The organism is Fulvivirga imtechensis AK7 (genome assembly GCF_000331535.1).
Taxonomy (GTDB): domain Bacteria; phylum Bacteroidota; class Bacteroidia; order Cytophagales; family Cyclobacteriaceae; genus Fulvivirga; species Fulvivirga imtechensis.
Genome location: NZ_AMZN01000034.1, coordinates 19,137 through 34,138, shown reverse-complemented (window position 1 = coordinate 34,138; position 15,002 = coordinate 19,137). Strand labels below are relative to the sequence as shown.

The 15,002-nt window shown below is 41.6% G+C and carries 11 protein-coding genes; 4 read left to right on the top strand and 7 right to left on the bottom strand.

Annotation, left to right across the window (positions count from 1 at the left end):
• Window positions 1-350 precede the first annotated feature (350 nt).
• Entirely contained in the window at window positions 351-530 is a 180-nt protein-coding gene (locus C900_RS10510) for a pinensin family lanthipeptide (protein ID WP_009579823.1), read from the top strand.
• A gap of 177 nt (window positions 531-707) precedes the next feature.
• On the opposite strand, the gene C900_RS10505 is transcribed toward C900_RS10510, so the two are convergent.
• The 4 genes from C900_RS10505 to C900_RS10490 form a co-directional block, all read right to left on the bottom strand.
• A complete protein-coding gene (locus C900_RS10505) occupies window positions 708-1,463 on the bottom strand; it encodes a DUF2971 domain-containing protein (protein WP_009579822.1) in 756 nt (251 codons plus the stop codon).
• Window positions 1,464-1,695: 232 nt separating this feature from the next.
• Window positions 1,696-1,908, bottom strand: coding sequence for a heavy-metal-associated domain-containing protein (locus C900_RS10500; protein WP_009579821.1), 213 nt, complete (start codon window positions 1,906-1,908; stop codon window positions 1,696-1,698).
• A 34-nt stretch (window positions 1,909-1,942) separates the two neighbouring features.
• Window positions 1,943-4,183, bottom strand: coding sequence for a heavy metal translocating P-type ATPase (locus C900_RS10495; protein ID WP_009579820.1), 2,241 nt, complete (start codon window positions 4,181-4,183; stop codon window positions 1,943-1,945).
• Between the two features lie 492 nt (window positions 4,184-4,675).
• Window positions 4,676-5,248 carry a helix-turn-helix domain-containing protein gene (locus C900_RS10490; protein WP_040496436.1) on the bottom strand — a complete coding sequence of 191 codons (573 nt, stop codon included), beginning with the start codon at window positions 5,246-5,248 and terminating at the stop codon, window positions 4,676-4,678.
• A gap of 167 nt (window positions 5,249-5,415) precedes the next feature.
• On the opposite strand from C900_RS10490, the gene C900_RS10485 reads away from it, so the two are divergent.
• From C900_RS10485 to C900_RS28335, 3 genes are all read left to right on the top strand, one after another.
• Window positions 5,416-5,817 (top strand): hypothetical protein, encoded by a 402-nt coding sequence (locus C900_RS10485; protein ID WP_040496435.1) that lies wholly within the window; start codon window positions 5,416-5,418, stop codon window positions 5,815-5,817.
• 324 nt (window positions 5,818-6,141) lie between these two features.
• Window positions 6,142-7,488 (top strand): homoserine dehydrogenase, encoded by a 1,347-nt coding sequence (locus tag C900_RS10480; protein WP_009579817.1) that lies wholly within the window; start codon window positions 6,142-6,144, stop codon window positions 7,486-7,488.
• A 6-nt stretch (window positions 7,489-7,494) separates the two neighbouring features.
• Entirely contained in the window at window positions 7,495-8,451 is a 957-nt protein-coding gene (locus tag C900_RS28335) for a glycosyltransferase family 2 protein (protein WP_009579816.1), read from the top strand.
• A 65-nt stretch (window positions 8,452-8,516) separates the two neighbouring features.
• Here the strand turns inward: C900_RS28335 and C900_RS10470 are convergent, their stop codons facing one another.
• From C900_RS10470 to C900_RS10460, 3 genes are all read right to left on the bottom strand, one after another.
• On the bottom strand, window positions 8,517-12,413 hold the full coding sequence (locus C900_RS10470; protein WP_009579815.1) for a two-component regulator propeller domain-containing protein: 3,897 nt from the start codon (window positions 12,411-12,413) through the stop codon (window positions 8,517-8,519).
• Window positions 12,414-12,817: 404 nt separating this feature from the next.
• Window positions 12,818-13,009, bottom strand: coding sequence for a cold-shock protein (locus C900_RS10465; RefSeq protein ID WP_009579811.1), 192 nt, complete (start codon window positions 13,007-13,009; stop codon window positions 12,818-12,820).
• Between the two features lie 132 nt (window positions 13,010-13,141).
• A complete protein-coding gene (locus C900_RS10460) occupies window positions 13,142-14,827 on the bottom strand; it encodes a DEAD/DEAH box helicase (protein ID WP_157493991.1) in 1,686 nt (561 codons plus the stop codon).
• Window positions 14,828-15,002: the final 175 nt, after the last annotated feature.

Genomic DNA, 15,002 nt, shown 5'->3' with positions numbered 1-15,002 from the left:
AGGCAGAAATCATCAATAGAACAAAAAATTTCGGTAATTTTAGAAGCAAATAACATAGGCAGAATTTTAGTTATTTAGTTGATTGTCAATAACTTAATGTACTAATTTTCTACCTATTTTCATTAAAATATATCAACGTTTTTATATCGAACTCACGTTAATATACTAATTTGGTTATAGAAAAAACAGGATAAAAACAACAAAATAGCAGGGCGGTTCAGCCTTCGTCTTTCCTGCAATGTTTGCAATAAGCAGTACATATGTAAGAATTTTAATGTTTTTAGTTATATCTATCAACAGTCAATCTCTATCTTTAAGCTCATGCTAAAACCAACTAAAAACTTTCAATAATGAAAAAGAAAAAAATTGAACTAGAGCAATTGAAAGTGCAGAGTTTTGTAACTCGTTTGAAAGATGAGTCTTTTGCTACTGCCAAAGGAGGATGGTCAGGATTTTATTGCGGAGGAGAATCCGTGAAAATAGCCTGCCTGTCACAAGGTGCGCAGATATGCAGCGATGACTCGTGTTGACAGTACAAAGTCTGAACAGAAAATTTTCATCCTGGCCCGTTGCTCTGCTTCGGGCTTTTTTTTGATAAGGGAAATCCTGATTTTTTTCAGATGACCTGATTTATTGTTTTTGTCTTAATCGAAATCCAAAGCTCCTCATTCGTAGTCCGCAAGAGATCGACATTTTCACGGAAGCCGCTACTTGGCATTCTGAAGTAGCTTTTGCTTGAGTAGCTCCTCATCGTAAAGCTCGGACCGTATGATCTGGTCCGCATCAAAACCGTATGCTATAAATTTCTCCTTATACACCTGGTATATGTTCTCTGGCATCCTGGGGTCAAGCAAAAGCCTGTCAAATAATTCAAGCGGCTCTATGTTTAGTCCACAGAATAGCTCGGAATTTCTAATGGATTTTTCGCCATTTGAATTAAATATGATCCTTACTTCCTGCTCATGACTATACTGATGTAGTTTGATAAGTAAAGTATGTACCTGCCCTAATGGAGAATGATACTCCACATTTTTGTAGGGCAGCTCCTTCCCTATCCACTTTTTGATGTCATCTATGGGCAGGTAGTCTATCTGACCCATAAACCACGAATGATCCTTATTATTAAGAGGATGCTCTCGAAACAGCTCTATAAGTTTTTTTATGGTTGTCTTTACCCTTACTCCATCATGTAAAGGTGCATATTCACTCCATAATGCATGAGATTCATATTTCAAGGTCCAGCACTGGGCAAAATAGTCATCACGGCACTCCACTTTTATTTTGCTCTCATCAGGAGCGTGAAAATAATATTCAAATATCAGCCGGTCCATAGGATCTTTCCAAAGCCTGGGCTTAACGAAGGTAAGACGCTTATTCTCCAGTACATCCAAAAACCATTGCATGGGAAATATCCTGAATATCTCCTTGCCATGATCCTTCTCATCAATTCTTATTAACCGCATATGTATGGTATTGAGATATTAGTATTGAGTATTGAGATAGCCAGAAGACTGAAGCCGGAAGTCCGAAGTGTATAAACGAAGACTCCCGACTATTGCTCACACCCTGTTTATAAAACTAATCGACCTTCAAATAGTTTACCGCCAGTAATAAAAGAAAATGTCACCCCGGAGCTATCAAAGAAGTCTCGGGGATGACATATATCCGCGCAATGGGTAGGTAGTGTGGTGATTGTTAAATTGATTCACTATCTTCAGCCCGGTAGCCAGCCTTTTCAAGGGCTTGTTTTACCTCGACCTCATCTCCGTCAACTACTGTCAGCGTCTTTTCAGAACTTTCAACATCCACTTTCCAGTTATCTTCTCCCACCGCTTCGTTGAGGTATGGGGTAACTTTGGCTACACATGCCGCACATTTTATGTTAGTTTTGAATTTTAGATTTTTCATATTTATAAGTTTTGAAGTTATCATTTTGCAAGTATTAAATCATTGCTTTCCGTAGCCGTAAGCTGTTGGCTACTACCGATACAGAGCTTAGCGCCATTGCGCCCCCTGCTATCATCGGATCAAGCAAGAAGCCATTGAAAGGGTAGAGTACTCCGGCAGCGATCGGAATGCCGATAAGGTTATAGATAAAGGCCCAAAACAGGTTTTGTCTGATGCCTCTTACCGTCTTATCGGACAAATTTAATGCCTTTGGTATTGATTGCAGATCTGAAGTGATCAAGGTCATTTTGGCGACATCCATGGCTATATCAGAGCCCTTGCCCATAGCAATGCTTACATCGGCTTGTGCCAGGGCATGACTATCGTTAATACCATCTCCAACCATGGCCACTACCTTGCCTTGCTGCTGAAGAGCAGATACAAATTCCGCCTTGTCTGCCGGCAGCACCTCTGCCTTATAATGCTTCAGGCCTACCTGACCGGCAACAGCTTTGGCCGTTTGCTCGTTATCACCGGTAAGCATGTAGACATCTATGCCTCTATCATACAGTTTGTTGATGGCCGCCCCGGATGTAGGCTTGATCTTGTCTGCAATTGACAATAACGCCAACACCTCCGTGCTATCTGAAAAATACACTACTGTTTTAGCCTCCTGCTGCCACCCACGGGCCTGCTTATCTATATCACTATTTACGGTTATACCATTTTCCTCTATCAGTTTTCTGTTGCCAACAAAAAACGTCTGCCCTTCGAAATCGCCCTTTACCCCCCGGCCCGTCAGGCTTCCAAAATTCTGCAGTTCCATCGCTTCGACATCCTCATTTTTGAGCTTATCTGTCACTGCCTCTGCCAATGGATGCTCTGACTGAGATTCAAGAGCATAAAGGATCTTTTTTAAAGTAATATTATCATGCTTCGACCATACAAGATCTGTTACTACAGGTTTCCCTTCGGTAATGGTACCCGTTTTATCCAGCACTACGGTATCTACCTTGTGAGCCAGTTCCAGGCTTTCGGCATCTCTGATCAATATGTTGTTTTCAGCGCCTTTCCCAACTCCAACCATAATAGCAGTAGGTGTGGCCAGTCCCAGAGCGCAGGGACAAGCAATAACCAGTACCGTTACCGATGTAAGCAGGGCATGTGTAAAGGCATCGTCACCTCCCACCAGTAGCCATATTATAAATGTAACTATTGAAATACCAATAACTACAGGCACAAAAATACCGGCTACTTTATCCACCAGCTTCTGAACGGGAGCCTTACTTCCCTGGGCTTCCTGCACCATCTTGATGATTTGCGCCAGAATAGTATCTCCCCCTACTTTTTGCGCTTCGAACCGAAAGCTGCCCTTTTGATTAACTGTACCGGCAAAAACCTTCTCCCCGGCTTTCTTCTCTACGGGAATTGGTTCTCCTGAGATCATACTCTCATCCACAAAAGATCCTCCAGAAACCACCTCACCGTCTACAGGTATCTTTTCTCCCGGCCTTACAACGATCAATTGTCCTGCTTGTACTGCTGAAACAGGTATCTCCTGCTCCTTATTTTCCACGATGACCCTAACTGTTTTTGGTTGCAGGCCCATGAGCTTTTTCAGAGCCGATGATGTCTTCGATTTAGCACTTTCCTCCAGCAACTTGCCTAGCGAAATAAAAGCAATGATGACGGCTGCCGCCTCATAATACACATGAGGGTGAATGCCGCGTGCATGCCAGAACTCCGGGTAAATAGTATTAAAAGCACTGAAAATAAAGGCTATGCCCGTTGATAGCGCCACCAAAGTATCCATATTGGCCTTACCATGCTTCGCCTGTTTCCAGGCATTCACATAAAAGCCCCGCCCAAAGTAGAAAACTACAGGAGCAGCCAACACAAAGGATATCCAGGCTGCATATGGCATATCCATAAAAAACATTCCGATCACTACAATAGGAACCGAAAGTACGGATGACCATATAGTTCTTCTTTTAATTTCATTATAATGCCTCTCCCGGGCCTCTGCCTGCAGTGCCTGGGGATCAACAGTGTCTATCACAAGGTCGTAGCCAACAGCGCGGACAGCATTTTGAAGATCTGATGGCTGCACATGATTATCATCATATTCGACCCATGCAGACTGATTAGCAAAGTTGACACCAGCGTCAGCTACTCCTGACACAGCCTTCAGCGAAGATTCGACACTCACAGCACAAGCCGCGCATGACATTTCCAGCACGGGAAATGTTTGCCTCTGGAGTTTATCCGGCATTTTATTTATAGTTGTTGTTGACATAGCAGTAATTTGTTTTGCTACTACAATTATACCTCGTCTCTGACCGATTTGTTTTACATAATTCCTTCAATGCTTTACAAGATTCCTACCTAGTGTTTGTAAGAAAACTATACGTGGCTTTAAGAAAATATCAAGATCAAGCTCGCCTTCACGTAGCCGCTTGGTCGGAGCAAGGGCTTGTGAAGTCCGGGTTGGCATTTCACATGATAAACTTCTTCTTTCGCTGTCATTTTGCTATTTATACTGCTAAAGTACTTTAAGAAAGAAGCAGGTAAAACCATTAAATCAGTTGCTTATAAAAAGGAAACCCTAAAGTTAACGTGGGTTCGATATAACAAGCCAACACCTGGAAATTGTAAACTTTAACTGTGAAAGGTAACTGTAAACTGCCTGGTATGGATAGTCAAAAAAACAGGTATCGCCCCCGCCCGATCACTCACGTTGCATACCATCTTACCTTTTCAGCCCCCGATGGATTAGATAAAAGGGTTATTACACGTCATCAAGAGACTTTCTGGTATTCTCCATCTGGCGGGACTTCTTCATATGTGAGGGCGTCATGCCTGTAACTTTTTTAAACTGAGAAGAAAGATGAGCCACACTGCTGTACCCCAATTTCCAGGAGATCTCACTTAAGCTTAACTCATCGTAGAAAAGTAATTCTTTTACCCGTTCGATCTTTTGTCGTATGATAAACTGCTCAATAGTCAGGCCTTCCACCGAAGAGAACAAATTGCTAAGGTAGTTATAGTCATAATGCAACTCCTCAGCCAGTACATCTGACCAGTTATACTTCTGGCTGACCTGACCCGAATTATGGATTACCTGTATTATCTTGTTTTTGATTCTTTCTATCATACGCGCCTTCCTGTCTTCTATTCTTTCAAAACCTAATTCATGCAATGCTGCATGCAGCCGCTGTTGCTGGCTATCGGTCAACTGCTCTTCTTTCAATTTTACTTCTCCCAGCGTGACATTTTCAGGATGTAAGCCCAGTTTCTCTAACGCAACAGTCACCGCCATTTTGCAACGGTCACAAACCATATTTTTAATATACAGGATCATTTTTTCATTGTTTGATACGCCATTGAGCAACAAGTGTTACTTACGAATATCTTCAATTTAAGTTATTGTGAAACCTTTTCGATAAAAAGGAGTTTGTTTTTACAGGATAATTCTATTACTTGAAACATATCTTTTAACCAGCTTTCAAGCTCTAACTTTGGGTGCATATGCATACTGGTGAAACAGACAAAATCTATCAAATTCAATTTGATTCTCAGAATCAATGGGTTACAATGCTTTGGGAGGGCTATGTTTCCAGTATAGATTTTCGTGAAGGCACAGAAATGATGCTTAACCTGCTGATAGAAAACCGTACTTCCAAAGTATTGGCAAATATTAAAGACATGCTGCTTATTGATAAAGAAGATCAGCAATGGCTACAAAACTATTTCCTTCCAAGAGCCATGAGGTTTGGCTTTCGCACACTGGCTATTGTAAAACCTACCAGCTATTTTAACCTGGCTGCCATCGAGGAAATCTCCACAGGCATTCGCGAAAAAGAGTTTAAAATAGAATTGTTCGATTCGGTTAAAGATGCCCAAAACTGGCTTAGCAGAGAGTTGATTTAATGTATATCTTCAGAAATACCTGTGGTTCTCTACTACACAGTTGTTGATACCCTCTCTTCCACACAATGTTTACACATAAGAGTAAAACAACTCAAGAAGCATTGGTCAGATATGTTACAATTAGAAAATATCAACCCAAAAATCATTATAAATTGTATATATCAATGAAGAAAGAATAATCATTTAGAATCAAAACATTCAGAAGGATTTAGTTGTTGGTTAAGAACAAATATGGCGACAAAACGAAAATTAGCCTCTTTAAATTTGTGCATTTTTTTGCAAAAATTATTATATTAGCTCGAAATCACGCTAACCTTAAAAATCATGACTCTATCTGAACGTCTTCACAAACTTGAAAAAAGCATCAATGTAGCTATTATAGGAATCGGCTCCATTGGTAAAGGCCTGGTCTATCAGGCGTATCGCACACCAGGCATAAAACCCGTGGCTATATCTGATATTAAACTTGATAAAGCCATTGAGTGTGCCGAATGGTTAAATATTGATTATAAAGTAGTTAGCAGTGTTAGTGAACTTAATCGATGTATTGAAGGTGGTAAACTGGCTGTATGCCAGGAGGGCGAGGTGCTAGCCTCTTCTCCGCTTATTGATGTTCTAATAGAATCTTCCAATGCCATATTGCAAGGAGCTCATCATGCCTTGAAAGGTATATCTACAGGCCAGCATATAGTCATGATGAATTATGAGGCTGAACTCATGTATGGTCCCTATCTGCTGCAAAAGGCCAATGAACAAGGTGTGGTATATACCTGTGCCGATGGCGATCAGCCTACTGTGATCAAAACACTGGTAGATGAAATGGACCTTTGGGGCTTTGATCTGGTGATGGCGGGTAATATGAAAGGCTTTATGGACAGGTATACTGATCCAACGAAAATAATTCCTGAGGCTGATAAAAGAAATCTGGACCATAAAATGTGCTCTTCATATACTGATGGCAGCAAGTTATGTGTGGAAATGGCCGTACTGGCTAATGCATTGGATTTGCGAACTGCCATTCCTGGCATGTATGGTCATAAGATCAAAAGCATCTATGATATTTTCGATGCCTATGATTTTGAAGAGATTTACAAAGATAAAAAGCCGGTGGTAGATTATGTGTTGGGCGCTGAGCCTAAGGGTGGCGTATTCGCAATAGGTTATACGGAGGAAAAATTTCAGCAATATACTTTAGACTGGTTCCCTCCTAACATGGGGCCGGGACCTTTCTACTTATTCTACAGACCCTACCACCTTGGACACATAGAGGCTATGGCATGTGTGGCAGAAGCCTACCTGGACGGATCAGCCAGGCTTCAACCTAACTATGGTATGAAAACGAATGTGTTTGCCTATGCCAAACGTGATCTTGAAGCTGGTGAGGCGCTGGATGGCATGGGAGGGTATGCTGCTTACGGACTAATTGAAAATCTGGCTGATAACACCGGTAACCCCGGAATACCGATTTGTCTGGCTGAGGGTATAAAACTAAAGCGTGCCATTGCCAAAGATGAACGAATAAACCTGGAAGACGTAGATTTCGATAGCAATGATCCTTCATTTGAACTATACTTTAAAGCGCTGGAATGTATTCCAAAAAATAATGATAAGAAGGATCTCATCATTGCTGATGCCGAAAAAGTAAGTATCGAAGTTGAAAACCCGCTGTAATCAGACATGAAAGAAGAAAAATATGAACACCCCCTTGTAACCGTAGTCATCGCTACCTATAACCGCGCTGACACCCTGGATTATGCTATCCAAAGTTGCATGTGGCAAACCTTTAAAAATTTTGAGGTATGGATTGTGGGTGACAGGTGTACAGACCATACCGAACAGGTGGTGTCCAAATACCTGGACGACCCACGTGTGAACTGGTACAACCTGCCAAAAAACAGCGGCTACCAATCAAAGCCAAACAATGAAGGTATAAAAAGAGCTAAAGGCAAATATATTGCCTACCTCAATCATGATGATATCTGGCTGCCCAATCACCTGGAGGATAATATCAGGCACATTGAAGCTACATCCGCTGATTTTGTATTCTCTATTATGCAATGGGTGTATTCATTTACATATTCACAAGCGGATATTCCACTACTACCAGACCTGCCCCGGCCCCCTGAGGCCACTGCGGTTGTCCATAAAAAGAGTGTAGTGGACACGATCGGGTACTGGAAGGACATACACGAAACCTATGCCTATCCGCGAACAGAATTCTTCCGCGATGCGCAAAAGGCCAAAATGACATTTGAGATAGTTCCGTCACTTACCTCTTTAAAATTTCTATGGGACGAAAAGAACTATCACGATGTGGGTCCTCAACCTATTTACATGGAGCGGCTTAGAAAAGAACCTGACTATGTCAATAAGGAAATGTCACAGATGCTCATCAGAGCATATCAGGAGCTCGGACGGGTACCCAGCTTTAAGCGCTTTAAGCTTCAGGTGTCGGATATGCTGCGTGCTACACTTTTTAAGCGTAACATTGATCCTGCAAGGCTGAAATTCTGGATGGGGAAAGGCGGCCAGATAAGAGTTTGGCGCAAGCGACACGGTCTCAAGGAGACTGTTGCCAATACAGAAGTATCTGAGCCCGCAACAGCAGAGAACCCTCAGACAGTCAAAGGCTAACTTAAAATAAAAGTGTTGGTTTGGCCATAGTAGCCGGATCAACGCTTTTTTTGACCATGTCAACATCAGTTCATAAAGATCCGGAACTCCGTACACTCACCGTCACTTCTCTCCACTACTATCTCTCCTCCCAGCTTTTCTGCTATTAGTTTAGCTTCATATAAGCCCAGCCCTGATCCTTTGGAAGCTTCCGTGCCTATAAAAAACATATCAAAAACTTTCGCCTGCTGCTCAGCGGGTATACCAATACCATTGTCAGCAACCGAAATAACTGTTTGATTCTCATCCTGATCGCGCCAGGCCCGGACAATGATCTTCTTTTCATTTTTTTCCGGGGCCTGATATCTCACCGCATTTTGGAGCACATTTTCAAGCAGTATACTGAATAACGCCTGGTCTGACTCGAGCCTCACTTCGGGATTTATTTCGATATCAAATGAAATATCCTCAATCTTGTCTGTTTTGGCTATGGACTGCAATATATCATCGAGAGCTTTTTTAATATCTATAAACCCTTTGCTAACCTGACTTTTCTTGCTTTGATGTGTTCGCAACAACCGGCTAAGCATCCGGTCCATTTCGAATGCAACTTTCTCCAGGTACTCAATAAATTTAAGTCCGGTGGCGTCATTTACTTCCAGTTTACCAAGGTGGCAAAGCCCTAGCAACCTGGCCACAGGCCCGCGCAAGTCATGCGCTGACCGGTAGGTAAATTCATCAAAATTTTTGTTGGCCGCCAACAATTCCAGGTATGTATTATTCAGATCACGCGTTCTCTCCTCGATCTTATCTTCCAGTGATTTATAGGCATTAGAGTTGTCAAGCCCCACCGCGATGTAGGTGGACAGGGCATTGAGCATGTCAAACTGATACTGGCTATAAGCATTCGGCTTGGGGCTCTGCACACTCACCACACCCATTATCCTGCCTTCCACTATCAGAGGAATACATATGATGGATTCAAGCAGGGTGCTGTCATTTTCAAATTCATCAAGGGATTTTAGGTAGTGGTGGTATTCATTTTGAACATTACCTATCCACACAGGCTTCTTATTCCTGATCGACCAGCTTGTGAACCTGTCGACATCAACAGGGGCTGTGAAACCCTGCAAGCGTCTGGATTCAAAAATATACAATGCGAAATGAATGGTCTTTTCATTAATATTATAAATACCAATGCCAAACTCCGTAGCATCCATCAAATTATTTACATGCTCATACACCCGCTCTATGATCTTTTCAAAATCAAGCATTGAGGCGATTTCGTTGCCTATTTCGCTTATGGTACGGATATCCTCGTAAGACTTTTCCAGTTCCTGTTTCTGACGTGCCAGCTCTTCATTTTGAGCCACAATTTCATCCTGGATAGCTTCCAACTCTTCATTGGATGCCAGTATCTCATCATTTTGTTCATGTAGAAGCTTGTTCTTACTATCCAGCTCTTCTATTCGCTCAGCCACAAGTTTTTCCAGTATTCGCTTCTGCCGCTTAATATTGCGAACTTTGAAGCTGTGAATGCTCAATACCAACCCTACCAGTAAAAATGCAGACAAGATGATAAACCATGAGGTCAACCAAAAAGGTGGTGTAACTATAATCGCGAGTTTCGCGGGTTCCTCTGCCCAAATTCCATCATTATTGGTTGCTTTTACTTTAAATGTATACCTTCCCGGAGCCAGGTTAGTATAGGTCACGAAGCGCTTGTCTGCGGAGGTATTGATCCAATCCTCGTTAAAGCCCTCCATCATATAGGCGTATTGATTTTTGCCGGGATTAGAATAATGAAGCGATGCAAATTCAAATGATATTACCTTTTGATCATAATCCAGCGTAATGGTATCTGTATAGGAAATATGCCTGTCGAGGTAAAGTTGAGCGGAAGTATCCCGAATGCCCACGGATTTATTAAAAAGCTGAATGTCAGTGATTACCACTTGTGGTTGCAACTGATTATCTTCGATCTCTTCGGGAAAAAAAGCATTAAAACCATTAATACCTCCAAAAAAAAGCTCGCCATCTTCAGCTTTATAAAAGGCTCCCGAATTAAACTCATTATCCTGCAGGCCGTCTTTCTTTTCATAATTCTTAAAGGACTTTTGAGCCGGGTCGAACTTTGACAGCCCGTTATTAGTACTTATCCATATATTGCCATCATTATCCTCCAGAAGTCCATATGTATGGTTGTTAGCCAGGCCGTCCTTTATAGTATAGTGTTCAAATATTCCTTTTTGACGGTCAACGAGCTTATCCAGCCCCTTTCCGGCAGTGGCTATCCATACATCATTGTTCCTGTCTATTAACACAGCTTTTACATAGTCATCAGCAAGGCTACTGGCATTGTTTTGATCATGGAGATATCTTTTCCACTCACCGGTTTTTCTATTGAGCATATTCAGCCCCTCCCAGGTACCCACCCATAAATTACCATCATGATCTTCACGGATAGCATAGTATACATATAAGCTGCTAATGGAATTCGGGTTATCATTTTTCGGCTTGTAATTGTAAAAATTGCCTGTTGACATTTCATAGTGAAACAACCCCTGTCCGTCAGACCCCAGCCACAGGTCTCCGTGACGGTCCTTATATATCACTCTTACATCAGTACCACTGTAAGAGTATGGATTATTGGGGGAGTGTCGAATAGTGGTAAACACTCCTGTCGAAGGGTTGAATGTGCAAAGCCCTTTGTTACGGGTCCCTATCCATAATAGTCCGTTATTGTCAAAACACAACGACCTGATTTGGTCATCCGGCAGGCTGTTGGGATTGTTTGGGTCATGAAAAAAGCGAGTTACCTTACCTGTTTTACGATCGATCTTGCTCAGTCCGGGATTAGCGCCAACCCACACGTTACCTTCAGCATCTTTTAGTATGCCACGGACAATCTTACTAGAAATGGTATTGGGATCCTCCTGATTGTGCCTGGTGGTTTTGAATTTACTACCCTCCAGGTTATATTTATTGAGTCCGCCAAAGTATGTTCCTACCCAAAGCACATTGGTCCTGTCTTCGAAAATTGATGATATCCAACCATTGCTCAGTGTGTTAGGGTCATTCTCAATGTGATTATAATGGAAAAATTCGATTCCCTTATCAACTTCCACTAACCGGTTCAGGCCATCTCTGGTACCCACCCAGAAATGATCTTTGCTATCGTGAAACAAGACAGTTATCCGGCTGTCAGTCAGGCTGCTGCTATTTTTTTTATCAGCAAAAAAATGTTCGAACTCGTTGGTGGCAGGCTTGTATAGATTCAGTCCATTAACAGTACCAACCCATATTCTCCCACGTCTGTCTTCATATATAGCAGTAATGTAGTTATCTGTGAGTTTTTGGTTAATGCTATCATTTTGATACCGGTGGAATACTTCTCCCGACCTGTCAAGCCAGTTGAGTCCATTTTCAGTGCCCACCCATAATGTGCCGTCACTAGCTCTTGTGATACAGGTAACATTGTTATTACTGATGCTTTCCGGATCATCACCCTTATGTGTAAAGTGATGCATCTCCCCTTTTAGTGAGTCTATTCGGTATAATCCGTTGATGGACCCCAGCCACAGTATTTCGTTTTCATCTACAAAGAGAGAATTCACCCCTTTCGCTGAAAACCGGAGTTGCTCACCATTATGTGTGTGAAAATGCCGGAACTCCTCCCTTTCAATATTCAAGATATCGAGGCCTCCCGCAGAGCCTATAACCAGGTGATCTTTATTATAAAGCGCCACACTGTTAAGGTAATTATGGATAAGAGAGTTGCTGTTATTTACTTCACTGGAGTAAACAGTAAACTGATAGCCGTCAAATTTGTTAAGCCCGTCCTGTGTTCCAATCCAAAGATATCCCTTTTCATCCTGGGTAATGGAAACTATCGTGTTTTGTGATAAGCCTTTGCCGCTAAGACGTTCGAACCTGATGTCATCTGATTGCGCCCATGTTAGTTGATGGCACAAGTAAGCCATGCATACCAGTATAATTTTGATTTGGATACATGGTGTTCTCATTATAGGGCACTCTACGAAACAAACCGTTTCTATTATACTAAATATAATTCTAAATATTTGAATGTTATAGTATAACACTCAGAAGTTTATGAGTAAAACGACAGATATTCTTACATTACCACGGTTAATCATTTATCGCAGATGCAAAGGAAGGTATCTTAAAAAAGCGCAAATGAGGATTCCTGAAAGGCACAGGTCTATGCTTTTCAGGACCGGACCATCGGTGTATTCTTTTGACTTCTCAGGTCCCCAGCTTTTCTGCCTGATCCGAATTGGCGCTTTCTTAGAGACTCTAATAAAAAAAGCCGGCTCAATGAGCCGGCTTCAAACTTAAAAGGTATTAACTTATATATCTTTATCTCTTAAACGAGCTTTACGTTCACGGCATTTAAACCTTTTCTACCTTCTACAAGATCAAATGTTACTTCATCATTTTCTCTGATCTCGTCAATAAGACCTGATACATGTACAAAATACTCTTTGTTGTCGTCATTATCTTTTACAAATCCATAACCTTTAGATTCGTTAAAGAATTTTACTTTTCCTTCTTTCATTATTAATTATTAAAATATTCATCAAAAGTAACCAAAAAAAATCATACACAAGCTTTTAATGATTACTATGTTTTTCCTCTTAACGCTCGGGCCATTATAATGTTACGCCCGGACGCTAAAAATTATTTCTTTTTATTTTCTTCCTCGTCTCGGAGTGCGGCCTGCACCTCTCCTGCCACGGGGTTTACCTCTTTCTTTGCTCTTCACCCTGCCTGTTCTGGGATTATCCTTATTTACCCTTATCTCTCTGTCATCAATAAATAGCCCTTTAAAAGCGGCTTCGATTTTCTTTGATGCCTCTTTCTCTACTTCAAAGTATGACCTTCTCTCTTCTATGGTAACAGGGCCAATAAGTTTTGAATCTATATCAGAGTGTTCAACTATAAAATCGATAAATTCACGCTTATTCAGACCATCTATTTTACCGACATTCGCAAAAAAGCGATCCGTTTTTTTATTGGAATGCACATCTTCGCTAAAGCCTTCGAAATCCTGTCCCAACTGTGGACCTTTATTACCGTTAATACCGATTTTATTTAGCTTATAGGCTATCAGTTTTTCAATAACCTCAGATTTTGACATACCATCAAATATCTTTTCAATATCTGCAGCATGTGCCTCTGTGGTTTCCTGATCTACTTTTGTAGCCATAATTTTTTCAGCCCACACTTTCAATTTATTGTTTTCCACACTCACGGCATCCGGAAGTTGGTATGGACTGAACGAAAGCTTCAACCTCTTTTCAAGAGACTTCAGTTTTCTTTGTTCCGAGGCACTTACCAAAGCGAGGGAAATACCCGTTTTACCCGCACGTCCGGTACGTCCGCTTCTATGCGTATAATATTCAAGATCATCAGGCATAGAGTGGTGAATAACATGTGTCAGGTCATTGACATCAATACCTCTGGCAGCTACGTCAGTAGCGATCAAAAATTCGAGTGTATGATTCTTAAACCTCTTCATCACCTGATCGCGTTGTGCTTGTGACAGGTCCCCATGGATTGCGTCTACAGGCAATCCTTTCGCCTGAAGCTGATGAGAAAGTTCTTGTGTATCGCGCTTGGTCCTGCAAAATACAATGCCTCGCATGTCCGGTTCCAATGCAATAATGCGCTCCAAAAGGCTGGCCTTATCCTTGGCTTTTACGACAAAGTACTGGTGGTCTATATCCTGGTTCACCAGCGTACCCGAGTCGATCTTGACTTCACTCGGGTTATCCATGTATTTATTCACTATATCCCGGATTTCCTTAGCCATAGTAGCTGAAAAAAGCCAGGTAGACTTTTCTCCGGCAGTATATGACAGTATATGGTCAATATCTTCCCTGAAGCCCATATTGAGCATTTCATCTGCCTCATCGAAGACCACATACTTTACCGAGCCAAGGTTTATGGCCTTTCTGTTGATCAGATCAAGCAAACGCCCCGGAGTGGCTATAATAATATGCGGTGTATTCTTGAGCGCTTTCATTTGCGGCACAATGGATGCACCACCATATACTACTTGCACTCTTACACCTTTAATATATCTTGAAAATGCCTGTATCTGCTGAGCTATTTGCTGCCCAAGCTCCCTCGTAGGTGCCAAAACCAATGCCTGTGTACCACCGCGGGTAACATCAATAGCCTGTAATAGTGGCAGGCCAAAAGCTGCCGTCTTGCCCGTTCCTGTCTGGGCCAGCCCTATGAAATCTCTGTCTGCTTCATTAATTAGTACGGGGATGGCTTGTTGCTGAATCTTTGTTGGCGTTTGAAGATTCAATTCGGGGAGAACCTTCAACAACGGTGCTGAAAGCCCTAAATCTGAAAAATTTGTCAATAGATGTATTTTATTTGAACTGCAAAGTTAGCTTTTTAATTCTACACAATAAACACCACGCGCGGTTATTTAATTCATTACCTCTGCCATGACTAATTTTTCGTTCAAACTGGCCCATTATATGTAAAGGAATTTTAAAGATCAAAATCCAAATATATTAGTTTTTACTAAATTT

Excerpts from the sequence above, each read along its gene's own strand:
- C900_RS10510 (WP_009579823.1), top strand. The coding sequence starts at position 351 with ATGAAAAAGAAAAAAATTGAACTAGAGCAATTGAAAGTGCAGAGTTTT.
- C900_RS10505 (WP_009579822.1), bottom strand. The coding sequence starts at position 1,463 with ATGCGGTTAATAAGAATTGATGAGAAGGATCATGGCAAGGAGATATTC.
- C900_RS10500 (WP_009579821.1), bottom strand. The coding sequence starts at position 1,908 with ATGAAAAATCTAAAATTCAAAACTAACATAAAATGTGCGGCATGTGTA.
- C900_RS10495 (WP_009579820.1), bottom strand. The coding sequence starts at position 4,183 with ATGTCAACAACAACTATAAATAAAATGCCGGATAAACTCCAGAGGCAA.
- C900_RS10490 (WP_040496436.1), bottom strand. The coding sequence starts at position 5,248 with ATGATCCTGTATATTAAAAATATGGTTTGTGACCGTTGCAAAATGGCG.
- C900_RS10485 (WP_040496435.1), top strand. The coding sequence starts at position 5,416 with ATGCATACTGGTGAAACAGACAAAATCTATCAAATTCAATTTGATTCT.
- C900_RS10480 (WP_009579817.1), top strand. The coding sequence starts at position 6,142 with ATGACTCTATCTGAACGTCTTCACAAACTTGAAAAAAGCATCAATGTA.
- C900_RS28335 (WP_009579816.1), top strand. The coding sequence starts at position 7,495 with ATGAAAGAAGAAAAATATGAACACCCCCTTGTAACCGTAGTCATCGCT.
- C900_RS10470 (WP_009579815.1), bottom strand. The coding sequence starts at position 12,413 with ATGGCTTACTTGTGCCATCAACTAACATGGGCGCAATCAGATGACATC.
- C900_RS10465 (WP_009579811.1), bottom strand. The coding sequence starts at position 13,009 with ATGAAAGAAGGAAAAGTAAAATTCTTTAACGAATCTAAAGGTTATGGA.